This window comes from Curtobacterium sp. Leaf261 (assembly GCF_001422205.1).
GTDB lineage: Bacteria > Actinomycetota > Actinomycetes > Actinomycetales > Microbacteriaceae > Curtobacterium.
In genome coordinates this window covers 397,509-410,468 of record NZ_LMMJ01000010.1, presented here as the reverse complement: position 1 = coordinate 410,468, position 12,960 = coordinate 397,509, and the positions used below count along the sequence as shown (strand labels likewise).

Sequence of the window (12,960 nt, the reverse complement as noted above, 5' to 3'; positions counted from 1 at the left end):
CTCCCGTCCGCGCGTGCTGCGTCCGGCGCTAGCGGTTCGCCAGTTCCTTCAGGAACTGGTCGCCGGGCGCGACCGAGACCATCGGCGCCTCGATCTCGGCGCGGCCGAGCATGTCCTCCATCTTGCGACGGCGGTTGTTCGTGATCAGGGTCACGACGGTGCCCTCCTTGCCCGCTCGACCCGTCCGGCCCGCGCGGTGCGTGTACGTCTTGTACTCGTCCGGCAGGTCGGCCTGGATCACGAGCGAGATGTCGTCGACGTGGATACCGCGCGCTGCGACGTCCGTGGCGACGAGCACGTTGACGCGTCCGGTCGTCAGGAGCGACAGGTTGCGGGTGCGTCGCGCCTGGTTGAGGTCGCCGTGGAGGCTCGTGGCGCGGATCCCCGCGTCCTCGAGCTGGTCCGCGATCCGCTCGGCGTAGGCACGGGTCCGCGCGAAGACGAGCGTCTTGCCGGGACCGCTCGAGAGTTCCTCGATGATCTCGTCCTTCTGGCGCTGCTCGATGAGCAGGACCTGGTGGTCGATCGTCGAGGATGCCTGGTCCTCGCCGAGGACCTCGTGCACGGCCGGGTCGACGAGGAACTTCTCGACGAGAGACGCGACCTGCGTGTCGAGCGTCGCGCTGAAGAGGAGCTTCTGCGCGCGGTCGCCGTGCGGGGTCACCGTGGCGGTGGCCTCGAGGATGCGCTCGACGGGCTCGAGGAACCCGAGGTCGCACATGTGGTCGGCCTCGTCGAGGACCGTGACGGTCACCTCGCTGAGGTCGAGACGGCCCTGTGCCATGAGGTCCTCGATACGCCCGGGCGTGCCGATGATGATGTCGACACCGCGATCGAGTGCACCGACCTGACGACCCTGCGGGACGCCACCGTAGATCTGCGTCGTGAACAGGCCGACGGCGCGGGCGATGGGCTGCACCGTCCGGTCGATCTGCAGCGCGAGCTCGCGGGTCGGCGCGACGATGAGGGCGCGGGGGTTCCGACCCATCCGACGGTCCTTGCCGCCGCCGTGCTCCATGAGCTTCTCGACGAGGGGGGCGCCGAACGCGATGGTCTTGCCGGAGCCGGTCTTGCCGCGACCGAGGACGTCACGGCCGGCGAGCACGTCCGGGATCGTGGCGGCCTGGATCGGGAACGGACGGTCGGCGCCGAGCTCGGCAAGGACACGGGTGATGTTGCCGCCGATGCCGAGGTCGCCGAACGTCACGCCCTCGACGTCCTCCGCCACGGTGGCCTCCGCCTGGAGCTTCTCGAGCTTGACGTCGTCGCCGGGCTTGAAGGGGGCGCGGTCCTCGCGGGCGTCGCCGAAGTACCGGCCACCGGTCTCGTGCTGACGCTGCGGGCGATCGTTGCGGTCGTTGCGGTCGAACGAGCGCTGCGGGCGGTCGTCACGGTCACGACGGGGTGCGCGGTCGTCACGGTCGAAGCTGCGCGGGGCACGGTCGTTGCGATCGTTGCGGTCGTTGCGGTCGAACGAACGCTGCGGGCGGTCGTCACGGTCACGACGGGGCGCGCGGTCGTCACGGTCGAAGCTGCGCGGGGCACGATCGTTCCGGTCGTTCCGGTCGAACGAACGCTGCGGGCGGTCGTCRCGGTCACGACGGGGCGCACGGTCGTCACGGTCGAAGCTGCGCGGGGCACGGTCGTTCCGGTCGAACGAACGCGGGCCGCGGTCGTCGCGGTCACGACGGGGCGCACGGTCGTCACGGTCACGACGGGGTGCGCGGTCGTCGCGGTCGAAGCTGCGCGGGGCACGGTCGTTGCGGTCGTTGCGGTCGAACGAACGCTGCGGGCGGTCGTCACGATCGAACGAGCGGCCACCACGACGGTCATCGCCACGGTCGCTCGGACGACCAGCGGTGCCGGCCCGACGGTCGTCACGCTCGAAGCGCCCACGACCGCGGCTGTCGTTGTTCGAGCGCGGCTCCCAGTTCGGCCGCTCACCCTTCGCCGCACCGGAGCCGGCACGATCACGGCGCTCCGAGGCGTTCCAGCGGGCCTTCTGCTTCGGGGCTCCAGGCTCGTCGGCGCGGTACCCGCGATGCGAGGAGCTGCGCGAAGCCGGGGTGCCGTTGTCGTTGCGGGCACGCGAGGGCCCGCCCTTCTTGAATGGGGGCATGAGGATCTTTCCGGTGTGGAGACATGCCGCTGCCCACCCTGGGCTGCATCGGCCGGGGTGTCACGCGGAGGGGGTTCTTCCCGTCGGAACATCGACGTGATTCCAGCCCTCGAGATACACACACCGCTCGCAGCCACATGCTGCGTTGTCGAGAGCCGACCGATCCACCCTACGCGACCCGACGTGCGATCGCCAGCCCCGTGCCTCCAGGTCGACCGTCAGGACTCGGCGAGGCGCCGACGCTGCTCGGCGACGTCGAAGTCGGCCGACGGCCACTCGAGGTGCATGTCCTGGAGCGCACCGATGAGCAGCTGTTGCACCGCCAACCGGGCGTACCACTTGCGGTTCGCCGGGACGACGTACCACGGTGCGACGTCGGTCGAGGTCCGGTCGAACGCGACCTGGTAGGCCTGCTGGTACTCACCCCAGAGCATGCGCTCGTCGATGTCGCCCGGGTTGAACTTCCAGTGCTTGTCCGGCCGGTCGAGCCGCTCCCCGAGGCGTTCGCGCTGCTCGTCCTTGGAGATGTGCAGCATCACCTTGACGATGCTCGTGCCCGACGAGGCGAGCGCCCGCTCGAACGCGACGATCGCTCCGTACCGCCGCTCGATCTCCTCCGGAGGGGCGAACGACCGGACGCGCTGGATGAGGACGTCCTCGTAGTGCGACCGGTCGAAGACGCCGAGCTGGCCAGCGGAGGGCAGGGCCTTCTCGATCCGCCACAGGAAGTCGTGGTCGCGCTCCTCGGCCGTCGGGGCCTTGAACCCCGCGTACCGGACGCCGTTCGGGTCGACCGCACCGACCACGTGGGACACGATGCCGCCCTTGCCCGCGCTGTCCATCGCCTGGAGCACCAGGAGGACCCGACGTTCGTCGCCGGCAGTGGACGCTGCCCACAGCCGCTCCTGCATCGCGCCGAGTCGGGCTGCACCGGCGGCGAGCGCCTCGAGCCCGTCGATCTTGCGGCCGCGGAACCCCGGCGTGGACTCCGGGTCGACGTTCGTGAGCCGGAACCCCTCCTCGACGCGGAGCAGGGGTTCTGGATCCTCGGACCATGCCGTTCGTCGACTCACGCGGTCTCCTCCTCGATGTCCTCGAATCCTCCCATCCCGGACGGTGCCAGCGGAAGCGACGGAGCGGGTGCGTCCAGGGGAACTGAGGCGAGACACCGTTTATGTTGGACGGCGATGACGTCTGACCCGACCCGCCGGCGCGCTGCGCGTGATCCGCGCCCCGTCACGCGGCGCCGGTCGGTACAGGTGCTCGCGCTCGCGGTCGCGGCGGCGCTGCTGGTGGGGCTCGCAGCGTGCACGGGTTCCCCCACCGGCGACTCGGACGCCACGGTCGACGCCAAGCCCGTCATCTACCCGCTCTCCCTGCGCTACCGGGGCATCGAGACCGTGTCCGACGTGCCCTACGGGGGCGACCGACTGCAGCAGCTCGACGTGTGCCTGCCGGTCGGGGCCTCCGGCGGACGACCCACCGGTACCGCCACGGATGCCGCGCGCGACCGAGCGGACGCGAACGCCAGCGACAGCGCCGACACGGGTGCGAGCGCCGACGCGAGTGCGGACACGAGCTCCGCGGCGGGTGCCAGCACCTCGACCGCCGCACCCGACGCGCCGACCGGCAGCGCCGAACCCGACGCGACGCCGACCGCCCAGGGCACGCGCGCCGCGATCATGATGATCCACGGCGGCTCGTGGTCGCACGGTGACAAGGCCACCGCCGCCTACCACTCCGTCTGCCAGTACCTGGCGTCCGAGGGCTTCGTCGTCTTCAACGTCGACTACCGACTCGCGCCGACCGATCCGTTCCCCGCCGGCCTCGACGACGTCCGCCGCGCACTCGACTGGGTGTTCCGAGCTTCGACACTCGACACGTACGACGTCGACCGCGACCGGGTCGGGGTGTTCGGCGGCAGTGCCGGCGGCAACCTCGCGTCGCTGCTCGCCCTCGAGGACCACGGCTCGGCGTCCTACGCCGCGGGTGACCGCATCCGGGCCGTGGCCGAGCTGAGCGGCCCAGCCGACCTCACCGCCGCGTCGACTGCTGCCGACGGCGTCACCGAGGGCTTCCAACGGACACAGCTCCTGTACCTGAACTGCCCGAACTACGCCGACTGCCCCGCAGCACGTCGCGCGTCCCCGATGTACAAGGTCACCGCGACCACACCGCCGTTCTTCATCGGGCAGTCCACCCACGAGTTCATCCCGGCATGGGAGTCGCAGCGCTTCGCCGAGCGGCTCCGGGGGCATGACGTCCCGGTCACGCTCGTGATGGTCCGTGGGAGCGCCCACTCCATCGCGCAGCTCGACCAGGCGATGAGCGAGCGCGTCGCGGGATGGTTCCGAGCCCGCCTCCGGTGAAACATCGGTGCCGTACGTTTGTATTTCAGGTACGATGATCATGGTGCTGTCCCCTGTCCCCCGTTCTGGCGGCACCCGCACTCGGGTCTGTCCGATGTGGAGCGGTCAGCCGAGACTGGGCACCATGAGCACGCAGCAACTGGACCGCGCCGAGCGGATCACCGCCCCCGAGTGGGCAGGGATGACCTGGCTGCGCGCCGGCACCGAACTGCTGCTCGGCCTGTCGTTCCTCGTCACCGTCGGTTTCGGGTTCGCCGGGGTCGTCCGGGGCGAGACCTCCATGGTCGCCCAGCTCAGCGCGGTCGTGTTCGTCTGCTCACTCGCCGCCGTGCTCGTCAACTGGTTCACCGCCACGACGGACGACAGTCACCGCCGCGGCTGGGAGTGCTGACCCGCCGCTCGGCGTCCTGGTCACCGACCGTCAGCAGTCCGACCGCGTGAGCGCCACCGTCGTATGAAGCGCGAGATGGCGTTCGGCCGCTTCGGAGGCAGCAGCCCAGCCCGCCGGTCCGCCCGCCGCTCGAGCCACCCCTCGACCACCGAGTAGAGCGCCGGCAGCACGATCAGCGTCAGGACGGTCGACGACACGAGCCCGCCGATCACGATGAGTGCAAGCGGCTGCGAGATGAACCCGCCCTGCCCGGTCAGCCCGATCGCCATCGGCACGAGCGCGAACACCGTCGCGAGTGCCGTCATGAGGATCGGTCGGAGTCGACGCGTCGCACCCTCGACGAGTGCCTCGCGGACGCGGAGCCCTCGTCGTCGGTACTGGTTCACGAGGTCGATGAGCACGATGGCGTTCGTCACGACGATCCCCACCAGCATGAGCAGCCCGATGAGCGACGGAACGCCGATCGGGATGCCCGAGACGATCTGCAGGACGACGGCTCCGGTGGCGGCGAACGGGATCGACACGAGCAGCATCAGCGGCTGGTAGAGGCTCTTGAACGTCGCGACCATCACGACGTACACGATGAGGATCGCGATGAGCGCCGCGAGTCCGAGCTGCCCGAACGCGTTCGTCTGACTCGAGGCGACACCGCCGATCGACGCGGACGCGCCCCGCGGCAGGTCGAGGTCGTCGACGGCCTGCGTCACCGAGGTGGTGGCCGCGCCGAGGTTCGTGGCCGACGGGGTCACCGAGATGGTCGCCGTGCGGACCGCATCGGACGTGGTCACGCTCGTCGGACCGTCCGCCTCCGCGACGGTGGCCAGATCGGACAGCGGCACGGACCCGGTCGCGGTGGGGATGGACAGTGCCCGGAGCGCGTCGGCGGTCGTCGGCGGCGTGGCGTTCTCGATGTAGATGTCGAGGGTGGCATCGCCGAACTCCACGGTGCCCTTGGACTGCGGCGACACGGATGCGGCGACGATCCCGCCGACCTCCGTCTCGGTCAGACCATCAGCGGCGGCCTTCGAGCGGTCGACCTTCACCTGGAGGAACGGCTGCGCCGACGACAGGTTGCTCGAGGCGCCGGTCGTGTTCGGGACGTCGCGCATCGCCCGGAGCACCTGCTGCGAGGCGGTCCGGAGCTGGTCCTGGGTCGGCGCCGTGACGTCGACCTCGATGTTCGAGTCCGAGCCGAAGCTCGACGACGAGGACATCGCGATGTCGCCCGCGCCCGAGAGCGCCTTGAGTCGTGCACGCGCGGTCGACTGCAGGTCGGTCTGGTTGCGGTCGGCGTCGGTCGTGACCGAGTAGGTGATGGCACCGCCGGCACCGCCGGAGAACGCGGCCTGCAGGGAGTTGCCGCTCGAGCCGATCGTCACCTGCACCGTGTCGACGCCGGGCACCCGCCGGAGCACACGCTCGACGCGGTCCGCGGAGGACGACTGCTCGGCGAGGCTCGTCGCGGGCGGGAGCGTCTGCGTCACGGTGAAGGTGTTCTGGCCGGAGTCGCCGAGGTAGTTCGTCTTGACGAACGGCAGCGCGGCCGCGGTCCCGCCGAGCACCATGACGGCGAGGACGATCACCAGCCACGGGAACCGCAGCACCCAGGCGAGCACCGGCTGGTAGCCGCGTCGGAGCCGGTCGGGCGCGGACGCGTCGTGCAGGTCGGCAGCGCTCGTCAGGGTGCCCTCCGTGGCGGACGTGCCCCGTTCCTCCAGGCCGACGGGTGCCGCACTGGCGGCGCGCGCTCCGACGCGGGATGCACCGGCGGCGTGCGCGCCGACGTGCGCGGGCGCCTTCGGGGCTCGGAGGAGCCAGTACGCGAGCACCGGCACGATCGTGAGCGCGACGAGGAGCGACGCGACCAGCGCCATCGTCACGGTGAGCGCGAACGGCCGGAACAGCTCGCCGACGAGCTCCTGGACGAAGGCGACCGGCAGGAAGACCACGACCGTGGTGATGGTCGACGCGGTCACGGCGCCGGCGACCTCGCGCACGCCGTCGAGCACCGCGGTCCGCCGGTCCACCCCCGGCTGCAGATGTCGCTTGATGTTCTCGATGACGACGATCGAGTCGTCCACCACGCGTCCGATCGCGATCGTGATGCCCGCGAGCGTGATGATGTTCAGGGTGTACCCGGCTGCCTGCATGCCGATCGCGGCGAGGAGCACGCTCACCGGGATGGACACGACGGTCACGAGCGTCGACCGCCACGACAGCAGGAAGACCAGGATGACGATCACGGCGAACCCGAGGCCGAGCAGGCCCTCCTCCGCCAGGGAGTCGATCGACTGCTGGATGTAGGGCGCCTGGTCGAACACGACCGTGAAGCCGAGGTTGCCCCCGACCTTCGCCTCGATCGCCGGCAGGGCATCACTGACGGTCTTCGACACGTCGACGGTGTTGGCCTGCTGCGTCTTCGTGATCGCGACGGTGAGGGCCTCTTTCCCGTTGACGCGGCTGATCGACGTCCGCGGCGCTTCGGTGAGCTCGACCGTCGCGACGTCGCCGATCGTCGCCGCCTCCGGCTGTCCGAGTGCGTCCTTCGCGCCGGTCAACGGGAGCGCACCGATGTCGTCGACCGAGGCGAGGCGCTGCCCCGACTGGATCGACAGTGTCTTGCCGTTCTCGGTGATCGTGCCACCCGGGATGAGCGTCCCGTTGTCGTCGAGCGCGTCCGAGATCGCCGTCTGCGAGAGCCCCCGCTGGGTGAGCGCGTCCGTGTCCGGCGTGATGACGATGCGGCGCCCCGGGTTGCCGTAGACGTCGGCCTGGCGCACCCCGTCGAGCTTCTCGAGGTCCGGGATCGCCGTCTGGTTGAGCTTGTCGACGAGCTGCTCCTGGTCGGCGCCCGGATCCGACACCGCGAGCTGGAGCACCGGGATGTCGTCGAAGGAGCCCGTGACGATCTGCGTCTGCACCGAGTCGGGGAGCGAGAGCGCGTTCACGACGGTCTGGATCTTGTCCTCGGCGCTCGCGAGGTTGGACCCGTAGTCGAACTCGGCCGACACCACGCTCTGGCCGGTCGACGAGGTCGCCGTCGTCGACTTGAGGTCGGGAACGGCCTGGATCCCCTGCTCGATCTTGGTGGAGACGTCGTTCGACACGACCTCCGGGGTCGCACCGGGGTAGACGCTGACGATCGCGACCTGCGGGAACTGGACGCTCGGGATCAGCTCCTGCTTGAGGTTGGTGAGCGCGATGCCGCCGAAGATCGCCACCACGACGGTGACGAGGGCGATGAGCGCCCGGTTCCGGAGACTGAATACCGACAGGAGATGCACTCGTCGATCATCGCAGGGACCTCGGACGCTGCCGGGGTGGTCTCACAGCCTGGGGAGGGCGTCGGGCCCGGCCGGGGGTGTGGAGGGTCAGCCGCCGAGGATCGAGTACGCGGTGAGGACGGCGGCCGCTCCGACGACGCCCGCGGCGAGCCCGACGACCCGTGCGACCGGGGTGCGTCCGACCGCGACCGCTGCGGCGACGACGAGGACGCCGACGATGATCTCGGTGACCCAGAACGCCGAACCGGTCGTCTCGGCGACCTGGAGGAGGCCTCGTCCGCCCTCACCGACGAGCGTCGCGCCGGCGAGACCGAGCGCGAGGGACCGGAGCCGGGTCTCACCGCGGAGCGTCCAGGTGACGACGGCACCGGCGAGGAGCCCGGCGGGGAGCGCCATGATCACCCAGAAGTTCGTGATCGCGAGGAAGTCGGGGTGCCCGCGGAGGTTCGACGCGACCGTGTAACCGACGTGCATGAGCTCGAGCACCACGACCCCGAGCGGGAGCGCCCAGCGCATCCGCGGTCGGACGATCAGCAGCAGGAGCATCGCGGCGACGAACCACGAGCCGCCGGAGTTGGACATCGTCGAGACGAACTGGGGTCCGGCCTGGCCGAAGCTGGTCAGCATCCCCACGAGGAACGCCCCCGCGAGTGTCACGAGGACCGCTGCGGGCATCGGGAGGACGTGCCCGGGGTGCTGCCGCGGTGCAGCACTCGACGCGTGCGGTGACGATCGGTCGATCACGGAGGACTCCATGCCGTCCAGCATGACGGACGCGGGCGTGCCGGACATCGTCCTGAAGGATGAGCCGAGCCGCCGCCAGAGGCGCTCACACCACCGCAGCGAGCGACCGCACCCCCGACGCCTCGATCCCCCCGACGCGCGCCCATGCCCCCACCAGCACGTCGAGCATCCGCTCCCGGTCCACCGCGGACCCGGAGAACGGCACCCGGAGGAACCGTTCGAACCCACCGTCCGGCCCGAACACCCCGCCGGACGCCAGTGCCACCCCGTCCGCCCGTGCGGCGAGCACGAGCGCACTCGACACGGGTCGGCCGAGCCCCACCCACGCCGTCAACCCGCCCGCGGGCGACGGCACGTCCCACTCCGGGACCCGCGTCCGCAACCCGGCCACGACGTGGTCGCGACCCTGCAGGAGGTGGCGGCGTCGTTCCTCCAGGACGGCCTCGGTGCGCGGCAGCAGCTCGCGGACGACGAGCTGTTCGAGGATCGGTGTCCCGAGGTCCCCCGTCGGGCGCGCGAGCACGAGCCGCTGCACGAGGTCCGGGTCCGCCCGGACCCAGCCGATCCGGAGCCCGCCCCAGAACACCTTGCCGGTCGAGCCGATGAGCACGACCGAGGCCGGCCCCGTCGTCGGCCCGAGTGCCGCGAGGGGCGGGTGCACGTCGCCCTCGATCCGCAGCTCCCCGATCGTCTCGTCGGCGATCACGACGGTCCCGGCGTCGGCCGCGGCGTCCAGCAGGGCGAGACGGGCCGTCAGGGACATCGTCGCCCCGGTCGGGTTGTGGAGATCCGGCATGACGTAGGCGACCGACGGTGCGGTCCGCCGGATCGCGGTCGTCATCGCGCCGACGTCCCAGCCGTCCGCAGCGTCGACGGGCACGCCGACGAGTCGCCCACCGGCGGCGCGCAACGCCTCGTGCGCGTGCGGGTAAGTGGGCGACTCGACGACCACCGCGTCACCGCGGCCGACGAGCACCCGGGCGAGGAGTGCGATGGCGTGCTGCGCGCCGAGGGTCACCAGGACCTGCTCCGGCCGGGTCGGCAGCCCGCGTGCGGCGTACCGCTCGGCGATCGCGGCGCGGAGGCCCTGGTCCCCGACGGTGTCGTACCCGACGTCGGCGAGCGCCGCCGGCAGGTGCCGCATCGCCAGTTCCGCGGCCTCGGCGATGCCGGGCGCGGCGTGCATGACGGCCTTCCGCAGGTCGAGGACGCCGTCGGTCGCACCCCCGGCTCCGAGACGGACCCCGCCGAGCTGCTCGGGGTCCCGACGCCCGGCGACCGCCGCCGGCAGCTGGACGACGCTCCCCGATCCGCGCACGCTCGCGATGAAGCCGTCCTCGCGCAGGCGGGCGTAGGCGGTCGCCACCGTCGTCCGGCTGAGTCCGAGCGTCTCGGCGAGCCGCCGCTCGGCCGGCAGTCGCGATCCGACCGAGACCCGCCCATCGATGACGAGCACGCGGAGCGCATCGGCGAGCGCTTCGTAGGCGGTGCCGCTCCGACCGTCGCGCCAGTGCGCGAGCAGGAGACCGGCCGCGCGGGGACTGATGACGACGGGAGGCATGGGTCCACGGTAGACCGATTGGCTCTTGGCGACCAGGCCACTTCGGGCCAGAGTCGACACCATGCCCCGCTCGATCGCCCTCCCCCTCCGGTTCGGACAGCTCTTCGTCGGTCTGTTCCTCTACGGGATCTCGACGGCGATGATGGTGCGCGCCGTGGTCGGCGTCTCGTCGTGGACGGTGCTCACCGAGGGGCTCGAGAACGTCGTCCCGTGGTCGTTCGGGGCCATCACGGTGGTGTCGAGCGGTGTCATCCTGCTGTTCTGGATCCCGCTCCGCCAGCGTCCGGGGATCGGCACCCTGCTGAACGCCCTGTCGATCGGCCCCGCGGCCGACCTCGGGCTGGCCGTGCTGCCGGAGCCGGGAACGCTCGTCGGCAAGGTGCTGCTGTTCGCCGGCGGCCTGATCCTCCTGGCGATCGCGACCGGCTGCTACATCGGGGCATCGTTCGGTGCCGGAGCGCGCGACGGACTCATGGTGGGGCTGCACGAGCGGCTCGGCTGGCCGATCTGGCTGACCCGGACGCTCGTCGAGGTCACGGTCGTCGTGGTCGGCTGGCTCCTCGGCGGCGACGTCGGCGTCGGGACCGTCGCCGCCGCGTTCCTCATCGGACCGATCGTCGGTCAGGTCATGCCGTGGTTCACCCGCTTCCCGTGGTCGCCGACACGGTCGGCCGCCGACACCACGGCAGAGCCGGATGACCGACCCGGCCTGGAGACGCGCGCCGTGTCCGACGGTTCCGTTGCGGTTCCCAGGGACGCGACATACCGTGTCTTCCACAGAACGCGATAGATCGCGTTCCAGACAGTGGAGGACCCCATGGCGCAGGAGAAGTGGCTCGTCGAGGAGCCGAAGGTCATCGACACCGGGATCGTGCGGAAGCTCCGCGTCGGTCTCGTGGGTGGACAGGTGGACGTGATCGGCCACGACGAACCGACGGCCCGCGTGGAGATCCACACGGTGTCCGGCAAGGCGATGCGCGTCGAGATCGACGGCGACACCCTGACCGTCGACCACCCGCAGATCCGCTGGGACGACCCCATCGGGTTCCTCCGGTCCTTCCGCGGGAGCGCCAGGGCCGACGTCAGCATCCTCGTGCCCCGCGACGCCGCCGTCACGCTCGGCGTCGTGTCCGCGGGTGCCCTCGTGTCCGGACTCGTTCGCGACGCCACGCTCAACACCGTCTCCGGGGACCTCGTGGCCGACGGCATCGCGGGCGACCTGCAGGTCAACGCGGTCTCCGGCACCGTGACGGTCCGCGACCACGCCGGCGAGATCACGGTGCACACGGTGTCCGGGGACGTCGTCGCGACCGGCGACGTCGAGCGGTTCTCGTGCGACGGGGTCTCCGCGAACGTGCTGCTCGACCTCGCCGGCATCCCGGACTCGATCCGCGTGAACACCGTGTCGGGCGACGTCAGCGTGCGTCTCGAGCACGACGTCCCGTTCACGTGCGCCGTGGGGACCGCCTCCGGCAAGCTCCAGTTCGACGACGAGCGGATCAAGGGTGTGCACGGCTCGTACACCAAGCGCTCCGGGACGCTCGACTCCCGCTTCGTCGAGATGAGCATCAACTCGGTGTCCGGCGACGTCGCGGTGCTGCACGGCGGCCCGGTCGCCGGAGCGCCGAGCGACACTGCGCCGCACACCCCGACGTCCGGCTCGACGCCGTCCGTCGACGAGCCCTTCCCCGGTGGCACTGCTCCCGGCGGGATGGCCCCGGGAACCGCGGGGCCCGCCGGGCAGGCCGGGTCCACCGGCCACACCGGGACGGAGGCCGACCAGTGAGCCCCGTCTTCGCACACGGACACCTGCGCCTCTACCTGCTCGTGCTCCTCGCGGACCACCCGATGCACGGCTACGAGGTCATCCAGGCCCTCGGCGACCGGTTCGGTGGCACCTACGTCCCGAGCGCCGGCACCGTCTACCCGCGGCTCGCCAAGCTCGAGGAGGACGGCCTCGTCACCAAGACCGCCGACGGTCGGAAGACCGTCTACGCGATCACCGACGCCGGTCGTGACGAGCTCGCCCGCCGCCAGGACGACGTCGCCGACCTCGAGGCCGGGGTGTCCGACTCCGTGCGCTCCCTCGCCGACGGCGTCCGGGCGTCGGTCGGCGAGGCGATGCGGTCCCTCCGCGCCGACCTCGCGGCGTCCGCCCGGCAGGCGACCTCCGGCACGCCACGGACCCCGACGTCGACCCCGTCGGAGTCCGCCAAGCAGCTCCGCGAGGTCGAGATGCTCCTCGCCGGGTTCCGCCAGGACGTCCGGAGCGACATGCGTCGGCTCGCGAACCGCGACCAGCTGACGGACACCGCCGTCGCGGCGCTCCGTGACGGTCTCGGTGCGCTCCGGCGCAGCCTGCGGGACCCGGCCGCCTGAGGGACCTGAGCCGGGAGGAACGGCGCGAGTCGTGCCTCCCGGCCGGCGGTCCGCACCACCCACCGGCCGCGCACGGTGACGCGGATCCGACCCGATCCGGCGTCCAGGGAATG

Annotated in this window: 10 protein-coding genes; 5 read left to right on the top strand and 5 right to left on the bottom strand. The window is 71.3% G+C overall.

All coding sequences use genetic code 11. From position 1 onward, the window contains the following. Positions 1 to 28 precede the first annotated feature (28 nt). Complete coding sequence (locus ASF23_RS15150) at positions 29 to 2,119, bottom strand: DEAD/DEAH box helicase (protein WP_055955437.1); 2,091 nt, start codon at positions 2,117 to 2,119, stop codon at positions 29 to 31. Between the two features lie 218 nt (positions 2,120 to 2,337). Beyond that, the gene (locus ASF23_RS15145; protein ID WP_055955434.1) at positions 2,338 to 3,192 is read right to left on the bottom strand and encodes a PPK2 family polyphosphate kinase; all 855 of its coding nucleotides are present in this window, start codon (positions 3,190 to 3,192) and stop codon (positions 2,338 to 2,340) included. Between the two features lie 114 nt (positions 3,193 to 3,306). Here ASF23_RS15145 and ASF23_RS15140 point away from each other — a divergent pair, with 114 nt between their 5' ends. Both ASF23_RS15140 and ASF23_RS15135 read left to right on the top strand, forming a co-directional pair. After that, positions 3,307 to 4,488, top strand: a complete 1,182-nt coding sequence (locus ASF23_RS15140) for an alpha/beta hydrolase (RefSeq protein ID WP_162236775.1) — start codon at positions 3,307 to 3,309, stop codon at positions 4,486 to 4,488. A 124-nt stretch (positions 4,489 to 4,612) separates the two neighbouring features. Beyond that, the gene (locus ASF23_RS15135) at positions 4,613 to 4,879 is read left to right on the top strand and encodes a hypothetical protein (RefSeq protein WP_055955429.1); all 267 of its coding nucleotides are present in this window, start codon (positions 4,613 to 4,615) and stop codon (positions 4,877 to 4,879) included. A gap of 20 nt (positions 4,880 to 4,899) precedes the next feature. On the opposite strand, the gene ASF23_RS15130 is transcribed toward ASF23_RS15135, so the two are convergent. From ASF23_RS15130 to yczR, 3 genes are all read right to left on the bottom strand, one after another. Then, positions 4,900 to 8,163 (bottom strand): efflux RND transporter permease subunit, encoded by a 3,264-nt coding sequence (locus ASF23_RS15130; protein ID WP_055955426.1) that lies wholly within the window; start codon positions 8,161 to 8,163, stop codon positions 4,900 to 4,902. An 87-nt stretch (positions 8,164 to 8,250) separates the two neighbouring features. Next, the gene (locus tag ASF23_RS15125) at positions 8,251 to 8,955 is read right to left on the bottom strand and encodes a DUF6518 family protein (RefSeq protein WP_055955424.1); all 705 of its coding nucleotides are present in this window, start codon (positions 8,953 to 8,955) and stop codon (positions 8,251 to 8,253) included. A gap of 37 nt (positions 8,956 to 8,992) precedes the next feature. Beyond that, positions 8,993 to 10,468, bottom strand: coding sequence for a MocR-like transcription factor YczR (gene yczR, locus ASF23_RS15120; protein ID WP_055955421.1), 1,476 nt, complete (start codon positions 10,466 to 10,468; stop codon positions 8,993 to 8,995). A gap of 61 nt (positions 10,469 to 10,529) precedes the next feature. On the opposite strand from yczR, the gene yczE reads away from it, so the two are divergent. Genes yczE through ASF23_RS15105 form a run of 3 tightly spaced genes read left to right on the top strand, consistent with a single transcriptional unit; the run spans position 10,530 to position 12,847 of the window. After that, the gene (gene yczE / locus ASF23_RS15115) at positions 10,530 to 11,258 is read left to right on the top strand and encodes a membrane protein YczE (RefSeq protein WP_082474208.1); all 729 of its coding nucleotides are present in this window, start codon (positions 10,530 to 10,532) and stop codon (positions 11,256 to 11,258) included. A 27-nt stretch (positions 11,259 to 11,285) separates the two neighbouring features. Beyond that, positions 11,286 to 12,254, top strand: a complete 969-nt coding sequence (locus tag ASF23_RS15110; protein ID WP_082474207.1) for a DUF4097 family beta strand repeat-containing protein — start codon at positions 11,286 to 11,288, stop codon at positions 12,252 to 12,254. Further along, complete coding sequence (locus tag ASF23_RS15105; RefSeq protein ID WP_055955418.1) at positions 12,251 to 12,847, top strand: PadR family transcriptional regulator; 597 nt, start codon at positions 12,251 to 12,253, stop codon at positions 12,845 to 12,847. The genes ASF23_RS15110 and ASF23_RS15105 overlap by 4 nt, the downstream gene beginning before the upstream one ends. The last annotated feature ends 113 nt before the right edge of the window (positions 12,848 to 12,960 follow it).

Excerpts from the sequence above, each read along its gene's own strand:
- yczE (WP_082474208.1), top strand. The coding sequence starts at position 10,530 with ATGCCCCGCTCGATCGCCCTCCCCCTCCGGTTCGGACAGCTCTTCGTC.
- ASF23_RS15125 (WP_055955424.1), bottom strand. The coding sequence starts at position 8,955 with ATGTCCGGCACGCCCGCGTCCGTCATGCTGGACGGCATGGAGTCCTCC.
- ASF23_RS15140 (WP_162236775.1), top strand. The coding sequence starts at position 3,307 with ATGACGTCTGACCCGACCCGCCGGCGCGCTGCGCGTGATCCGCGCCCC.
- ASF23_RS15135 (WP_055955429.1), top strand. The coding sequence starts at position 4,613 with ATGAGCACGCAGCAACTGGACCGCGCCGAGCGGATCACCGCCCCCGAG.
- yczR (WP_055955421.1), bottom strand. The coding sequence starts at position 10,468 with ATGCCTCCCGTCGTCATCAGTCCCCGCGCGGCCGGTCTCCTGCTCGCG.
- ASF23_RS15110 (WP_082474207.1), top strand. The coding sequence starts at position 11,286 with ATGGCGCAGGAGAAGTGGCTCGTCGAGGAGCCGAAGGTCATCGACACC.